The following is a 15,282-nucleotide window of genomic DNA, read 5'->3' on the forward strand; positions in this document are numbered from 1 at the left end:
TGGGTCCCGTTCCGGGACCGGGGTCCGAGCCGGCCGCCGGTCCGGACTCCGTGGTCGACCTCGTGCTGGATCTGGTCCCGGGCGAGGACATGGATGCCGCGCTCGGCGCGACCTCCGCCTCGGTGTCGGTCCCGGCCGCGGTGCCGGGCATCGCACCCGTCCCGTCCTCGACCCGGATCCGCACGGTCCCCGACACCGTCTTCGACTCCCTCCCCGTCTCCGGCGGCGACGGGGCCGAGCAGTCCGGTGAATCGCTGTGGGGGACCGGGCGGCACCACGCGGTCATCGCCAATGAGCGGACCGCGACCATCCCCGTGCACCTGCTCTTCCGCGAGGACGCCGCCCGTGTCGACGCGGCCGCGCTCCCCGCCGGTGTCGTGCGGCGGGAAGCCGATGACGAGCAGCCGCAGGCGGGGGTGCGGCGGCCGCCCGTGCCGAGGGGGCCGCAGGTGCGGCCCTCGACGCGCCCGGCGCCGGTCGGTGATCCACGGCTCGCCGAGCGGCCGGGGCCCGCGCTCCCCGGCTGGCTCGCGCTGCTCGCCGGGCTGGCCGGGGCCACCACCGGTGGCGCCGTGCTCTGGTGGGTCGGCGCGCTGCCCGCCGCCGCGCTCGCCCGGTTCGGGATCGGCTCGCGCCCGTACGACGGGATCGGAATCGGTGCCTGGGCGGCGCTCGCCGCGCTGGGGTCGGTGGTGCTCTTCGCGCTCGGCGGCCTGAGCCGCGGACGCGTGGGGTACGCCTGGGTGCTGACGCTGTTCGGCGAGTACCGGGGGAGCGTGCGGCGGACCGGGCTGATGTGGATCAGCCCCCTGCTGCTGCGCCGCCGGGTCGACGTACGCCTGCGGCACTGGCGCAGCGAACCGCTCCCCGCCGTGGACGCCAACGGTACGGCGCTGCGCGTCGTCGTCCTCGTGGTGTGGCGGATCAAGGACACGGTGCGGGCGGCGCTCGGGGTCGCCGACCACGAGGCGTATCTGCGCGAGCAGGTCGAGGCGGCGATGGCCCGGGTCCTCTCGCAGCTGCCCGCCGACGCCTTCCACGAGGACGCGCACACCCTGCGCAACGCCGAGGCGGTCGGCGACGCCCTGACCCGGATGCTGAAGGCGGACTGCGAGCCCGTCGGCATCGAGGTGTACTCGGCGCAGCCGACCGGAATCGAGTACGCGCCGGAGGTCGCCGCGGCGATGCAGCGACGCCGGATCGCGGCCATCGATGCCAAGCACCGCGACAGCGTCTTGACTTCGGTGGTCGACGCGGTCGACGACACGGTCAACCGGCTGACCGCCCGGGGCATCGTGGAGCTGGACGATTACGAACGGAAGTCCCTGGTCAAGGACTTGACGGTGGCCTTCTACACCGGACGCAGCGGCGGGGAGGGTGCCTGAGGGTCCCGCGGGGCCGCTGAGCCGGCTGAGCGGAATCGGACTCCCATTGGTCTGGACATGTTCATATCCCGTCAATAATCTAAGTCTTGGTCTAGACCGCAGGGCGCGCGCGCAGCACAACTCATGGAACCTCCCCCACGTTCTTGAGGAGCGACAGCAATGCGTAAAAGGGCAAGCGCGGCCGTGGTCGGCCTGGCAATCGCGGGCGTCTCGATGTTCGCGACGAGCAGTGCCAGCAGCCACGGCTACACCGACAACCCCATCAGCCGTCAGAAGCTCTGTGCCAACGGCACGGTGACGGGCTGCGGCAACATCCAGTGGGAGCCGCAGAGCGTCGAGGGCCCGAAGGGCTTCCCGGCGGCAGGTCCGGCCGACGGCAAGATCTGCTCCGGCGGCCACGGGGAGTTCGCCCAGCTCGACGACCCGCGCGGCGGCAACTGGCCCGCCACCCAGGTCACCGCGGGCCAGGGCTTCAACTTCCGCTGGCAGTTCACCGCGCGCCACGCCACGACGGACTTCCGCTACTACATCACCAAGGACGGCTGGGACCCCACCAAGCCGCTCACCAGGGCGGACCTGGAGCCGCAGCCCTTCATGACGGTGCCGTACGGCGGCAAGCAGCCCCCGGCGACCCTGACCCAGCAGGGCACCATCCCCACCCAGAAGAGCGGGAAGCACATCATCCTGAGCGTCTGGAACATCGCTGACACGGCGAACGCGTTCTACGCCTGCTCCGATGTTCAGTTCTGACGCATAGTCAGTTACCGTGCGGCGCCATGAGGAGCGCAGGCACCGTAGCGGAGCTCGTACAGCGCCAATGGGGCGACCACCGGCCCGGACTGAGGCATCGGGACACCGTCCTCACTCATCACCAGGTCGCCTCGGGCGCTGCCGCACGGGCCGCGCTCCTGGCGGATCTGCTGTCGGCGGACGGCGAACCGCACCTCGGGGTGCTGCTGGACAACACCCCCGAATTCCCACTCTGGTTGAGCGCGGCGGCCCTGGCCGGGGCCGCCGTGGCCGGTATCAACCCCACCCGGCGTGGCGCCGAACTGGCCCGGGACATCCTGCACACCGACTGCCGGGTCCTGGTCACCGAACGCGCCCACCTGCCGCTGCTCGACGGCCTGGACCTCCCGGGTGTCCGGATGCTGGTCGCCGACACCGACGCGTACGCCGAACTCCTCGCCCCGTACGCCGGAGCCGAGCCGGGCGACACGGTCCAGCCGGACATCGGCCCCGGCACCCGGATGCTGCTCTACTTCACCTCCGGATCGACGGGCGCGCCCAAGGCCGCGATCTGCACCCAGGGACGGCTGGCGGCGGCGGGGCGGTCGCTCGTCGACCACTTCGGCGTCCGGCGCGAGGACGTCCACTACATCTGCATGCCGATGTTCCACGGCAACGCGGTGATCGCCGACTGGGCGCCCGCACTGGCCGGCGGGGCCGCCGTCGCACTGCGCCGCCGCTTCTCGGCCTCCGGATTCCTCGACGACGTGCGGGCGCACGGGGCGACGTACTTCACCTATGTCGGCCGTGCCGTGCAGTACCTGTTGGCCACCCCCGAGCGCCCGGACGACCGTGAGCACCCGCTCCGGCTGGGCTTCGGCACCGAGGCCGGTGCGGTGGACGCGGCCCGGTTCCGGGAGCGGTTCGGGGTGCGGCTGGTGGAGGGCTACGGCTCCTCCGAGGGCGGTGCGGCGATCCAGCGGACCCGGGACACCCCGGAGCGGGCGATCGGCAAGGCGTCGGCCTGTGACGATCTCGCGGTCGTGGACCCGGAGACCGGCGAGGAGCGGGCCACGGCCGTCTTCGACGGGGCTGGCCGGCTGACCAACGGGGCCGAATCGATCGGGGAGCTGGTCAACCGGGGGCGTACGCCCTTCGAGGGCTACTGGCGCAATGCGGCGGCGGACGCCGAGCGGGTGCGCGGCGGCTGGTACTGGACCGGGGACCTCTTCTTCCGCGACGCCGACGGCTTCCTCTACTTCGCGGGCCGCACCGACGACCGGCTGCGGGTGGACAGCGAGAACCTGGCCGCCGCGATGATCGAGAACATCCTGGCCCTCTGGGAGGAGGCGGCGGCCGTGGCGGTGTACGCGGTGCCGGACCCGGTCGCCGGGGACCAGGTGATGGCGGCGCTCGCCATGCGGGCGGGGGCCGCCTTCGACCCGACCGCCTTCGCCGCGTTCCTCGCGGCGCAGACGGACCTGGGCACGAAGATGGCCCCCGCCTTCGTACGGATCGTCCCGTCGATGCCGGTGACGGCGACGAACAAGGTGCACCGCGTGGGGCTGCGCCGGGAGGGATTCTGGTGCGGTGATCCCGTGTGGTGGAACGGGACCGGCGTCGGGTACGAGCCGTTCGGCGACGAGCAACTGAGCGCCCTGCTGCGCGAGTACGAGGCACACGGGCGTGCCGCATTCCGTCCTCGAGCGCCGGACGGGCCGAATGCGCCGGACGGGCGTGGAATTCAAGCCCGTCCGGCGATCGAGGACACAGCGGCGACGCGGGTGGACACGCCCTAGTTCGTCAGGGCCGGCTCCCCCTGCGCGTCCGCCCCCGCGGCCCCCGCCCTCCGCAGCAGCGTCGTGGCCAGCACCGCGCCCGCCAGCAGCAGCGCGGCCCCGGCCACCGAGGCGTACTGCATGCTGTGCACGAAGGCCTCCCGCCCGACCGAGATCAGCGAACCGTCCCCCGTGGCCACCGCACCGGCGAGGGTCTTGCGGGCGACCTCCGGAGCCGAGCCCGGCATGTCCGCGGTGTAGATCGCGGTGGCCACCGCACCCAGCAGGGCCATCCCCATCGCACCGCCGAACTCCTGACCGGTCTCCAGCAACGAGGCCGCCGAACTCGCCTTCTCCGGCGGGGCCGTGGACAGCGCCAGGTCCGACACGAGCGCCATCACGGTGACGATGCCGCAGCTCATCACGGCACAGCCGCCGAGCAGCAGCCACAGCGAGTCCGTACCGGTCAGGGCGAGGACGGCGAAGCCGACGGCGGCGATGACGAAACCGGCGCAGATGACCCGAGCGCGGTCGGTCCGCTGGGCGACGGCCGTGGCCGTCGGGGCCGCGGCGCCCACCGCGAGCGACGGCGCCAGGCTCCACAGCGCGGCCTCCATCGTGCCCATGCCGAGCACCGACTGCAGATACTGCGTGGTGAAGAACGAGGAACCCATCATCGCGAACGCGGCCAGCGCGTTCAGCCCGATGCCCACCGAGAAGCCGCGGTCGCGGAACAGTTCCCGGCTGATCATCGCGTCACCGCGGACGCGCTGGCGGCGGACGAAGAACCAGCCGACGAGCAGCCCGGCAGCGACGATCAGCCCGTTCCGAACATCGAGCCCATGGGCGGCGCTCTCCTTGATGCCATAGATGACCGGCAGCACGGACCCCATCGACAGCGGCACGCTCAGGAAGTCGAACCGTCCGGGGTTCGGGTCCTTGAACTCCGGGACCAGTACCGGGACCAGGACCAGCAGCAGCACCATCGCCGGCACATTGATCAGAAAGACCGAGCCCCACCAGAAGTGCTCCAGCATGACCCCGCTGAGCACCGAGCCGAGCGCGATTCCGCCCGCCATGGCCCCCGACCAGATCCCCACGGCCCGGCCGCGCTGGCGCTCGTCGCGGAACATGTTCCGTACCAGCCCCATGGTCGACGGCATCAGCGTCGCCCCGCCGACCCCGAGCAGGGCGCGGGCCGCGATCAGCATCTCGGTGCTGTTGGCGTACGCGGCGGCGACGGACGCGGCACTGAACGCGAACGCGCCCAGGAGCAGCAGCTTGCGACGGCCGATCCGGTCGCCGAGCGAGCCCATCGTGATGAGCAGGCCGGCCAGGGCGAAGGCGTACACATCGAAGATCCAGAGCTGCTGGGTGGCGCTGGGGGCGAGGTCCCGGTCGATGGACGGGATCGCGAAGAAGAGGACGGAGATGTCCATCGAGACGAGGAGGAGGGGAAGCAGGAGGACCACGAAGGCGGTCCATTCCCGGCGACCGGCGAGGTGGCCGCGCTCGGCGGTGGTGCTCGTAGCGTTCGTCATGCCAGGAAATGTACGAGTGTTTAAAACGCTTGTCTAGTACGAGTGTGTAAAACGCTCGTACATCTCGCCGGGCAGCAAAAAACGCACTGGGCGGTTCACGTGTGTACGTGAACCGCCCAGTGCGCTGTCTGTGCGCCGCCAGGGACTCGAACCCCGGACCCGCTGATTAAGAGTCAGCTGCTCTAACCAACTGAGCTAGCGGCGCCTGCTGACTCGAAAATAATACCTGCTCCCGAGGGGTGCTGATGACACCCCTGCCGGGCGGACCCTAGAGCGCCAGCGAGAGGAGGACCGGCGCCGCCCGCCGGTTCAGCGTGTCCGCCGCCGAGTGCAGCCGGTGCGCGTCCTCGATCGGCAGCGACAGTGCCAGGCAGCCCGCCGACGACCCGGCCGTCAGCGGTACCGCCGCGCACACCGTGCCGACCGCGTACTCCTGGATGTCGAGCACCGGGACCGTCGCCGGCTGGCTGTCCAGCTTGGAGAAGAGCGCCTTCTCGTTGGTGATCGTCCGCGAGGTGAGCCGGGGCGTCTTGTGGCGGGAGATGTGGTCGCGGCGGCCGTTCTGGTCGAGCTGGGACAGCAGGCACTTGCCGACCGCCGAGGCGTGCGCGGCCGACCGGAAGTCCACCCACTCGTTGACCGCGGGGGTGAGCGGGCCGTCGGCGTACTGCGTGACGCGGATCTCGCCGTCGACGTACCGGCTGATGTAGACCGCCGCGCCGACCGAATCGCGCAGCTGCGCCAGTGTCTGCTGGAGCTTGGTCTCCAGCGCCTGTCTGCGGGCGGGGCCGGAACCGAGGAGCAGGAGCGAGGCGCCGATGACGTACGCGCCGTCGGTGACCTGCTCCACGTAGCCCTCGCGGCGCAGTGTCAGCAGCAGGGAGCGGAGATGCCCGATGGGCAGTCCCGTCTCCCGGGAGATCTGGGTGTCCGTCACGCCGTTGCCGTGCTTGGAGACCGTTTCGAGAACGCGAAGGGCGTACTGCACCGAATGGAACGGTGCGGTCGGTTCGGGCTTCAACGTCACGGTTTCCCCCTACCAGGTTGTGACCGCAAGCTCTGCCCTCACGATAGCCGCCAAGGCCCCTTTCCGGGGCGGCTGTTGGCGACTCGTCGGCGCGCCCCGGCTCCGTGAGCTGGGGCGCATCCGTCCGGCATATGCCAGCGTCATTGCCAGGAGGCGAGTGGCGAGGTCACAGCACTGCGTCGAGGAATTCGCGGGTGCGTTCGTGCTCCGGATCGGTGAAGATTTTTTCCGGTGATCCGGATTCGATCACCCGCCCCGCATCGAACATCAGTACCGTCTCCGAGACGTCCCGGGCGAAGTTCATCTCGTGGGTCACACAGAGCATGGTGATGTCGGTGTTCCTGGCGATGTCGCCCAGCAGGTCCAGCACGCCCGCCACCAGCTCCGGGTCGAGCGCCGACGTCACCTCGTCCAGCAGCAGGATCTCCGGCCGCATCGCCAGCGCGCGGGCGATGGCCACCCGCTGCTGCTGACCGCCGGACAGCTGGGACGGGTGCGCGTCGATCTTCCCCGAGAGCCCCACCAGGTCGAGCAGCTCCCGGGCCCGGCTCTCCGCCTCGTCGCGGTCCATGCCCAGCACGTTGACCGGGGCCTCGGTGATGTTCTGCAGCACCTTCATGTTCGGGAAGAGGTTGAACTGCTGGAAGACCATGCCGATCTTCTTCCGGGCCTCGCGCAGATGCTTCTCGCTCGCGGGCTTCAGCGATCCGTCGGGCGCCGCGATGTGGGACAGCGGGTTGCCGTCCACCCAGATCACGCCGTCGCTCACCTTCTCCAGCGTCATCAGCAGCCGCAGGATCGTGGTCTTGCCCGAACCGCTGGGGCCGATCAGGGTGATGTGCTCGCCCCGCCGCACCGAGAAGTTCAGCCGGTCGAGGACGACATGGTCGCCGTACCGCTTCACGACGTCGTCGAAACGGACCAGCGGTCGGTCGGTCTCCGGCGCGGCTTCGGGCACGGCGGCCGGCACGGCGTCCCGGGGGGCCGCGGACACCGGCTTGTGCAGGGGGAGGGGCTCAGTGGCCAAGACGCTTCTCCAGCTTTCTCATCAGGAGCGAGGTGGGGTAGCTCGCGACCAGGAAGATCAGGCCGGCGAGCGTGAAGACCTCGGTGTACGCGAAGTGGTCGGCGCCGTACTTGCGGGCCTCGAAGACCATTTCCTGCACCGTGATCACGGCGAGGAACGGGGTCTCCTTGAACATCGAGATCGCGTAGTTGCCGAGGGCGGGCAGCACACTGCGCACCGCCTGCGGCAGGATCACGGCCTGCCAGGTCCGCCGTGGGGTGAGCGAGAGCGCCCGGCAGGCCTCCCACTGGCCTTTCGGCACACCGTCGATCCCGGCGCGGTACACCTCGGAGGTGTACGTGGCGTAGTGGACGCCGAGCACCACGATGCCGATCGTCAGCGGCTCCACCGAGGTGAACAGGGCGGCGGCGCCGACCAGTTGGACGAGCAGCGGGGTGGACCGGATGAACTCCATCACGACCCGCACCGGCACCGTCACGAACCTGCTCGGGGCCCGTCCGGCGACCGCGATGGCCAGCCCCAGGACGGCGGCGACGAGCGTGCCGAGGACGGTCGCCAGCAGCGTGACCTCGAAACCCCGGAGCAGCAGGGGCAGGGCGTCTTGGACGGCGTCCCAGTCGAAACCGTTCACCGGGCACCTCCCGTCGTCGTGGCGACGGCTCCGGTGGCGCTGCGGCTGCGCAGCAGCGAACCCGCGCCGGTGTGCAGCCCGAGCCGCCGCTTGGCGCTCCGCTCCAGCAGATTCATCAGCAGGGTCAGCGCGTAGGCCAGCACGAAGTAGACGGCCAGCAGGGTCAGGTACGCGGTGAGCGTCTCGCCGGTGCGGTCGCGCAGCTGCTGGACCACGGTCATCAGGTCGGCCGCGGAGATCAGCCACAGCAGCGGGGTGCACTTCAGCAGCTGGATCAGCAGATTGGTGAAGGACGGGATCATCTGCACCCAGGCCTGCGGGAGGATCACCTTCCGCATCCGGTGCAGCGGCGACATGTTCAGCGCGACGGCCGCCTCGTACTGGCCGCGCGGCACGGAGCCGATCGCCCCGCGCACCACCTCGGCGCCGTACGCGCCGTAGTTGAGGCCGAAGGCGACGACACCGCAGAGCAGCGGGTCCAGCTGGTACCCCGTCAGCGTCGGCATCGCGTAGTAGAGCCAGAACAACTGGATGTAGAGCGAGGTGCCGCGGAAGAACTCCACGACCACGCGTGACACACCGCGCAGCACCAGCAGCCGGCTGATCGACATCAGGCCGAGGACGAACGACAGGAGCAGGGCGGCCAGTGCGCCCAGGACGGTGGCCTCCAGGGTCACCCACAACCCGGAGCGCAACTGCGGCAGATCGTCGAGGAAGGCGGAGAAGAAATCACTCATGCGGCGCGGTCCGTCCCCGTCAGCCCTTGCACAGATCGGCCGTCTTCAACGTGGCCGGCGGAAGCTCGGTGGCCCCGAAGCCGTACTCCTGGAGCAGGCCCACGTAGCGCGACTTGTCCGCGACGATCTTCTTCAGCTCGCGGTTGAAGGAGTCCCGCAGGTCCTCGTTGCCCTTGCGGAAGACGGCGCCGCCGGGGCTGTACTGCTTCTTGCCGTCGAGCTCCGGCAGGAAGGCGTCGGTGACCTCGGTGTCCGGGTTCGTCTTCGCCAGCCAGCGCAGCGAGATCCCGGTGAGCAGGAACGCGTCGATCCGGCCGCTCTTGAGCGCGTCGGCGCCGTCCTGCGGCTTCAGCAGTGTCTTGATCCGGTCCGCGGAGATGCCGGCCCCCTCGGCGTACTTGGCCTCGACGGCGCCCGACATCACCCCGACGGTGATCCCGGCGGCCTTCGCGGAGGCCAGGTCGGTGACCTTCTTCGGGTTGCCCTTCTTCACCATCAGAGCGGTGGGGGAGATGAACTCGGGCTCGGAGAAGAGGGCGTTGGAGCAGCGCTCGGGCGTGATCGCCATCCCGGCGCTGACCACGTCGTACTTGCCCGCCTGGAGTCCGGGGATCAGACCGTCCCACTCGGAGAGCGTCGGCTTCAGCTCGTCGACGCCGAGCGCCTTGAAGATCTCCCGGTGCAGGGTGGGCGCCTCGCCCTTGAGCTCCTTGCCCTCCAGATAGCCGTACGGGGCCTCATTGGCGTACGCGACCCGGACGAAGCCCTGCTTGCGGAGCTTGTCGAGCGCCCCCGCGCCGTCCGCGGAACCGGCGTCGGTCTTGCTGCACGCGGAGAGCAGACCGGGAACGACGAGCAGGCCCCCCATGGCTGCCGATCGGTTCAGAAAGCCCCGGCGGGACAGGTTCGGGAAGTCAGCCATGGTTCGCAATCTCCTGGAGCGGTCGAACAGTCCGGACAGGGTGAGCGCCTGCCCGATCCCGTACGTCTATGCAGGAGAGGGCCGCATGTAATCGAACGGTGTCCGGACGGTGACCTTCCCGTGTTCCGTGCGGGAGTGGGGGCGATGTCCGGTCACGGCGCGTACGCCCCTGTGCGGAACGGCCCATGACGGTCGGTCATGGGCAGGGGCCGGTGGCGGGAGGGCCGGGTCGGCCATCGGCCCCGACCGGCCCCGGTCACTCGCCCGGCTCCCGGACGGGGACGTAACCGCGCCGCTTGTCCACCACGTTCGGCAGGGGCTCCCCGGCCGCCCAGAGTTCGTACATCGCCACGAACTGCTCGCTCAGCCGGTCCCGCCAGCCCGCGGTGTCGCCGCTCATGTGCGGTGAAACGATCAGATCCGGTACGTCCCAGAGCGGGCTCTGCGGCCCCAGTGGTTCCTGCTCGAACACGTCGAGCGCCGCGCCCGCGATCCAGCGCCTGCGCAGTGCCTCGGCCAGATCCTCCTCGACGACCATCGGCCCGCGCCCCACGTTGATGAAGCGGGCCGACGGCTGCATCAGCCCGAAGAACCGGGCGTCGAACATGGCGCGGGTCGACTCGGTCAGCGGAGCCGCGCAGATCACCCAGTCGGCCAGGGCGGTCAGCCGGTCCAGATCCTCGGCGCCGTGGATGGTGCGCCGCGCCCTGCGCCCCACGAGGGCCACCTGGACCCCCAGTGCGATCAGCAGCCTGGTGATCTCCCGCCCGATCGGGCCCGCGCCGACGACCACCGCGCGGCTGCCCGCGAGCCGGGTGCTCTCGCGGTGGCGCCACTGCCGCCGCCGCTGGAGCTCCAGCGTGCCGGGGAGGTCCTTGGCGAACGCCAGCACCAGGCCGGTCACGTATTCGGCGATCGGCCGCTCGAAGATGCCCCGGGCGTTGGTCAGCACCGTGTCGGAGGCCGTCAGTTCCGGGCAGAGCAGCCGGTCCACGCCCGCGCTCGCCGTGTGCACCCAGGCCGGGCGCGGGCCGTCGCCGGGCCAGGCGGCCCGTACCGCGTCGGAGGCGAAGTCCCACACCAGCAGCACATCGGCCGACGGGAGCCGCGCGGCGAGACCGGCCTCGTCCGTGTACCGGATCCGGGCCCGGCCGGTCAGCCGGCCGAGACGCGGCGACGGGTCGGTGTCCAGGACGAGCAGGGTGGGCTCTGACATGAGAGGCGGTCGCTCCGCTGCGTCTGGGAGGTGCGGATTGACCACGCTCGCACCCGGGCCCGTGCCCGTCAACAAGGCGCCGTGGGAGTCACGACATATGGGGGAATACTTGGAGGGAGCGGGGCATGCGGGCGCGGGTGACGCTCCCCGCCCCGGACCGGAACAGGAAGGGCGGACCTGTGGACATGACGACCGTCGGATTTCTCTACCCGGGCCACTTCGCGGAGGACGACTTCCCGAGGATGGAGGTCCTGCTGGACGCCGTCAGGCTGGTGGTGAGCCGCACCGACGTCGAGGAGGACGCCTACGGGATCGACGCGCTGATGCGGACCGGCGCGCCCGAGCGCCTGGCCGCCGGGGTGGAGGAGCTCCAGCGCGCCGGTGCCGAGTCCGTCGTGTGGGCGAGCTGCGGCGGCAGCTTCCTGTACGGGTGGGAGGGCGCCCATGAACAGACCGCCGCCCTGGCCCGAGCAGCCGGCGTGCCCGCCTCCAGCACCTCCTTCGGCTTCGCCCACGCGGTACGGGAGCTGGGCGCCGAACGGGTCGCCGTCGCCTCCACCTACTCCGAACGCGTCACCGGCCTGTTCGCCGACTTCCTGCACGCCGCGGGCATCGATGTCGCCGTCACCCGTGCCGCCTCGCTCGGATCGGCCACCGAGGCCGCCGCCTGGGACCTGGACCGGGTGAAGGAACTCGCCGCGGCCGCCGACCGGCCGGAGGCGGACGCGGTGCTGCTGCCCGACACGGCGCTGCACACCGCCGGGCACGAGGCGGAACTGGAGGAACTCCTCGGCAAACCGGTCCTCACCGGCAACCAGGTCACCGTCCGGGAGGGGCTGCGGCTGGCCGGCCGCCGCGCGTGGTCCCCGAGGCTGGGCAGGCTCTTCGCCGCCCGGGAGGCACCGCCGGCCCCGGTGGCCGCCTGGGGCGAGGGCCGGGAACGTGCGCACAGCGGCAGGCGCGGGTGGCCCGGAAAGTAGCCCGGCCTTTGCCCGAGACGTACGGGGAGCTGCCGGGGAATAAAACGGAGACAACCTCCTGTTATGCGATTCCGGACATACGAGCCGGACGCAGGCGCATCACCGGAGAGGCCAGGACGTGGACGAGATTCGAGGCGACGAGATCCGTGGCAGGGCGGAGGGAACGGCCGCCGTTCCGCTTTCCGTGCTGGACCTGGTGACCGTGGGGCAGGGCCGCACCGCCACCCAGGCGCTGCGCACGAGCGTGGACATCGCACAGCTCGCCGAGCGCCGCGGGTTCCACCGCTACTGGGTCGCCGAGCACCACTCCATGCCGGGCGTCGCGTCCTCCTCCCCGGCCGTGATCCTGGCCCACCTCGCCGCACACACCGAGCGCATCAGGCTCGGCTCCGGCGGCGTGATGCTGCCCAACCACGCACCGCTCGTCATCGCGGAACAGTTCGGCACCCTGGAGGCCATGGCCCCCGGCCGCATCGACCTCGGCCTCGGCCGCGCCCCCGGCACCGACGGCGCGACGGCGGCCGCCCTGCGCCGCACCGACCGGCTGAACGAGGGGGCCGACGACTTTCCGCAGCAGCTCGCCGAGCTGACCCGGTTCCTGGACGACGACTTCCCCGACGGCCACCCCTACGCCCGCATCCACGCGGTCCCCGGCCCGGTCCAGGCCACGGCCGACGGCGGCGTCCAGTCGCCGGCCCGCCCGCCGGTCTGGCTGCTGGGCTCCTCCGGCTTCAGCGCCCGGCTGGCCGGTGTGCTCGGCCTGCCCTTCGCCTTCGCCCACCACTTCTCGGCCCAGAACACGATTCCGGCGCTCGACCTGTACCGGGAGTCGTTCCGGCCGTCCGCGGTGCTCGACGCCCCGTACGCCCTGATCGGCGTCTCCGCCCTGGCCGCCGACGACGAACGCGAGGCCCGCCGCCAGGTGCTCTCCGGCGCCCTGTCCATGGTCCGGCTGCGCACCGGTCGCCCCGGTCTGGTCCCGACGCCCGAGGAGGCGGAGGCGTACGCCTTCAGCCCGATGGAGCGCGAGTTCGTCGACAGCTGGCTCGTCAACATCGTCCACGGCACGGCGGACCAGGTCCGTACCGGCCTCGACGACCTGGCCAAGCGCACCGGCGCCGACGAACTCATGATCACCGCCAACGCCCACGGCGGCGGGGCGAGGCTGCGCAGTTACGAGCTGATCGCGGACGCGTACGGGCTGCCCACGGCCTGACCCCGGCTTCCTCGGCGGCCGGACCGCGTCAGCCCTGCATCGGGCGGGTGCCGATCAGCTCGGCGATCCGCTCCGGGGCCACCGCGCGGGAGTACAGCCAGCCCTGCCCGGTGTCGCAGCCGATCCTGCGCAGCCGCTCGGCCTGGCCGGCCGTCTCCACGCACTCCGCGGTGACGGTCAGGCCCAGCCGGTGCGCCAGCTGCACCATCGCCTCGACGATCGTCTCGTCGGCCGGGCTCGGGTGGGCGCCGCCTTCGTAGCGGAAGCCGCGCACGAAGGAGCCGTCCAGCTTCAGCACCGAGACCGGCAGCCGGCTCAGATAGGCGAGGTTGGAGTAGCCGGTGCCGAAGTCGTCGATGGCGATCCGCACGCCCATGTTGCTGAGCGACTGGAGTGCCTGGATGGGCTGTCCGGCCGAGCCCATCACCGCGGACTCGGTCAGCTCCAGCTGGAGCAGCGAGGGATCGAGGCCGGTCTCGGCGAGGATCTCCGCGACATCGGTGACCAGGTCGGAGTCCCAGACCTGGCGCACGGCGACATTGACGCTGATGAACAGCGGCGGATCGGTGGGGTGTTCCAGCTGCCAGCGCCGGGCCTGGCGGCAGGCGGACTGCAGCACCCACCGGCCGAGCTGGACGATCGAGCCGTCCTCCTCGGCGATCGCGACGAACCGATTCGGCGACAGCATGCCGAATTGGGGGTGGTTCCAGCGGACCAGGGCCTCCACCCCGCGCACGACTCCGTCGGCCATGCCGACCAGCGGCTGGTACTCGATGGTGAACTCGCCGCGCTCCACGGCGGGCCGCAGATTGGACGAGAGCGTCTGCCGGGTCATCCGGTGGGCGTTGCGCTCCGGGTCGAAGACCGTCCAGCGGGCCTTGCCGTCCGCCTTCGCCCAGTACAGCGTGGTGTCGGCGGCCTGCATCAGACCGGTGGCCGAGGTGCCGGTCACGGCCCGTTCCACCACCCCGATCGAGGCGGACACGGAGATCCGCTGCCCGGCCAGGTCGAAGGGCTGCTGCAGTGCGGCGAGGACCGTGCGGGCCAGGTCGGTGAGCTGCTTCGTACCGGCCGAGTCCTCGACCAGGATCGCGAACTCGTCGCCGCCGAGGCGCGCCACGAGATGGGCGCCGGAGCGGTGCGGGCCGCCCTGGGCCGCGCAGTCGGTGAGCCGTGCGGCGACGGCGGCGAGCAGCCGGTCGCCGATCCGGTGCCCCATCGTGTCGTTGACGGCCTTGAAGCCGTCCAGGTCCAGGTAGCAGAGCCCGACCCGGCCGTGCCCGGAGGTGCTGTCGTCGTACGCCGAGGTCTCCAGGACGGCCGAGAGCCGTTCGAAGAACAGCGTCCGGTTGGGCAGCCGGGTCACCGGGTCGTGCATCTGGAGGTGGCGCAGCCGCTTCTGCAGCTCGCGCCGGTCGCTGATGTCCGAGACGGAGAGCAGCACCCGGCCTGGCCCGGAACCGTCGCCCGCGCCGGCCTTCTGCTCGGGCATCGGTACGACGGTGACCTCGGCCCACAGCGCGCGTCCGTCGGGGTGCTTGAGCCGATGGGTGCAGCGGAACCGTGAGCGCCGCCCGTGCAGCACCTCGCGGTACGCGTGCCAGGTGCGGCCGTCCGCCGCGAGGTCGAGCAGATCGGCGGCGGACTGGTTGGTCAGCCCCGCGGCGGTGAGGCCGAGGAGGCCGCCGAGGGCCTCGTTGGCGGTGACGACCAGGCCCTCGCGATCGACGACGGCCATCGGGAGCGTGGCGGCCAGGAACGCGGCCCGGTAGCCGTGCGGCTCGGAGCACTCGGCTCCGGCAGGCGGCCACGGAGTGTGACGATCCGTGGCCGCCGGTCCTGCGGAATACCGGGGTGTGCCCGCCGCGGGCCCGGGGCCTTCGGAGGTTCCGCTCACCGTTCGCTCCCGCCGTGCAGTTCTGTCCTGAACAGGTGTGGCCGGACTGGCCCGCCGCGTGGAGCGCCTGGGTCGGAGGCGGAAACCACGCGGGAAAGCCTGGTGAAGCATAGAGGTTGGTGCGTCGGCCGTTCCAGCGCCCGACCCTTCCGCGCCCCGCGTTCGCCCCACATGGGCCATTCGCGCGCGGCTCCGT

General features: G+C 71.3%; 12 protein-coding genes, 1 tRNA gene and 1 pseudogene. 5 read left to right on the forward strand and 9 right to left on the reverse strand.

Annotation, left to right across the window (positions count from 1 at the left end):
* Window positions 1–38 precede the first annotated feature (38 nt).
* The 3 genes and pseudogenes from OG611_RS13020 to OG611_RS13030 all read left to right on the forward strand — a co-directional run.
* Window positions 39–1,385, forward strand: a pseudogene (locus OG611_RS13020) (SPFH domain-containing protein); the annotation flags it as partial.
* 159 nt (window positions 1,386–1,544) lie between these two features.
* The gene (locus OG611_RS13025; protein WP_266418820.1) at window positions 1,545–2,135 is read left to right on the forward strand and encodes a lytic polysaccharide monooxygenase; all 591 of its coding nucleotides are present in this window, start codon (window positions 1,545–1,547) and stop codon (window positions 2,133–2,135) included.
* A 26-nt stretch (window positions 2,136–2,161) separates the two neighbouring features.
* Entirely contained in the window at window positions 2,162–3,913 is a 1,752-nt protein-coding gene (locus OG611_RS13030; RefSeq protein WP_266418822.1) for an AMP-binding protein, read from the forward strand.
* On the opposite strand, the gene OG611_RS13035 is transcribed toward OG611_RS13030, so the two are convergent.
* From OG611_RS13035 to OG611_RS13070, 8 genes are all read right to left on the reverse strand, one after another.
* Window positions 3,910–5,433: an MFS transporter gene (locus OG611_RS13035; protein ID WP_266418824.1), complete on the reverse strand. Its 1,524-nt coding sequence runs from the start codon at window positions 5,431–5,433 to the stop codon at window positions 3,910–3,912. The two genes, OG611_RS13030 and OG611_RS13035, sit on opposite strands and share 4 nt — an antisense overlap.
* A gap of 131 nt (window positions 5,434–5,564) precedes the next feature.
* A tRNA-Lys gene (locus OG611_RS13040) sits at window positions 5,565–5,638 on the reverse strand.
* Between the two features lie 63 nt (window positions 5,639–5,701).
* Window positions 5,702–6,460 carry an IclR family transcriptional regulator gene (locus tag OG611_RS13045; RefSeq protein WP_266418826.1) on the reverse strand — a complete coding sequence of 253 codons (759 nt, stop codon included), beginning with the start codon at window positions 6,458–6,460 and terminating at the stop codon, window positions 5,702–5,704.
* 166 nt (window positions 6,461–6,626) lie between these two features.
* A complete protein-coding gene (gene ehuA, locus OG611_RS13050) occupies window positions 6,627–7,487 on the reverse strand; it encodes an ectoine/hydroxyectoine ABC transporter ATP-binding protein EhuA (protein WP_266418828.1) in 861 nt (286 codons plus the stop codon).
* On the reverse strand, window positions 7,477–8,118 hold the full coding sequence (gene ehuD / locus OG611_RS13055) for an ectoine/hydroxyectoine ABC transporter permease subunit EhuD (RefSeq protein ID WP_266418830.1): 642 nt from the start codon (window positions 8,116–8,118) through the stop codon (window positions 7,477–7,479). The genes ehuA and ehuD overlap by 11 nt, the downstream gene beginning before the upstream one ends.
* Window positions 8,115–8,855, reverse strand: coding sequence for an ectoine/hydroxyectoine ABC transporter permease subunit EhuC (ehuC, locus tag OG611_RS13060; RefSeq protein WP_266418832.1), 741 nt, complete (start codon window positions 8,853–8,855; stop codon window positions 8,115–8,117). Before ehuC ends, ehuD begins: the two co-directional genes overlap by 4 nt.
* A gap of 19 nt (window positions 8,856–8,874) precedes the next feature.
* Window positions 8,875–9,777, reverse strand: a complete 903-nt coding sequence (ehuB, locus tag OG611_RS13065; RefSeq protein WP_266418834.1) for an ectoine/hydroxyectoine ABC transporter substrate-binding protein EhuB — start codon at window positions 9,775–9,777, stop codon at window positions 8,875–8,877.
* Window positions 9,778–10,033: 256 nt separating this feature from the next.
* A complete protein-coding gene (locus tag OG611_RS13070) occupies window positions 10,034–10,993 on the reverse strand; it encodes a D-2-hydroxyacid dehydrogenase (RefSeq protein ID WP_266418836.1) in 960 nt (319 codons plus the stop codon).
* A gap of 185 nt (window positions 10,994–11,178) precedes the next feature.
* Here OG611_RS13070 and OG611_RS13075 point away from each other — a divergent pair, with 185 nt between their 5' ends.
* Both OG611_RS13075 and OG611_RS13080 read left to right on the forward strand, forming a co-directional pair.
* On the forward strand, window positions 11,179–11,973 hold the full coding sequence (locus OG611_RS13075; RefSeq protein ID WP_266425820.1) for a decarboxylase: 795 nt from the start codon (window positions 11,179–11,181) through the stop codon (window positions 11,971–11,973).
* A 118-nt stretch (window positions 11,974–12,091) separates the two neighbouring features.
* Window positions 12,092–13,189 (forward strand): LLM class flavin-dependent oxidoreductase, encoded by a 1,098-nt coding sequence (locus OG611_RS13080; protein WP_266418838.1) that lies wholly within the window; start codon window positions 12,092–12,094, stop codon window positions 13,187–13,189.
* A 28-nt stretch (window positions 13,190–13,217) separates the two neighbouring features.
* Here OG611_RS13080 and OG611_RS13085 read toward each other — a convergent pair whose 3' ends face one another.
* On the reverse strand, window positions 13,218–15,086 hold the full coding sequence (locus OG611_RS13085) for a bifunctional diguanylate cyclase/phosphodiesterase (protein ID WP_266418839.1): 1,869 nt from the start codon (window positions 15,084–15,086) through the stop codon (window positions 13,218–13,220).
* Window positions 15,087–15,282: the final 196 nt, after the last annotated feature.

The organism is Streptomyces sp. NBC_01363 (genome assembly GCF_026340595.1).
In the GTDB taxonomy this organism is placed as follows: Bacteria; Actinomycetota; Actinomycetes; order Streptomycetales; family Streptomycetaceae; genus Streptomyces.

What these genes read in the sequence shown, in the direction of transcription:
- OG611_RS13025 (WP_266418820.1), top strand. Translation starts at nt 1,545, where the DNA reads ATGCGTAAAAGGGCAAGCGCGGCCGTGGTCGGCCTGGCAATCGCGGGC.
- OG611_RS13030 (WP_266418822.1), top strand. Translation starts at nt 2,162, where the DNA reads ATGAGGAGCGCAGGCACCGTAGCGGAGCTCGTACAGCGCCAATGGGGC.
- OG611_RS13035 (WP_266418824.1), bottom strand. Translation starts at nt 5,433, where the DNA reads ATGACGAACGCTACGAGCACCACCGCCGAGCGCGGCCACCTCGCCGGT.
- ehuC (WP_266418832.1), bottom strand. Translation starts at nt 8,855, where the DNA reads ATGAGTGATTTCTTCTCCGCCTTCCTCGACGATCTGCCGCAGTTGCGC.
- ehuB (WP_266418834.1), bottom strand. Translation starts at nt 9,777, where the DNA reads ATGGCTGACTTCCCGAACCTGTCCCGCCGGGGCTTTCTGAACCGATCG.
- OG611_RS13070 (WP_266418836.1), bottom strand. Translation starts at nt 10,993, where the DNA reads ATGTCAGAGCCCACCCTGCTCGTCCTGGACACCGACCCGTCGCCGCGT.
- OG611_RS13075 (WP_266425820.1), top strand. Translation starts at nt 11,179, where the DNA reads ATGACGACCGTCGGATTTCTCTACCCGGGCCACTTCGCGGAGGACGAC.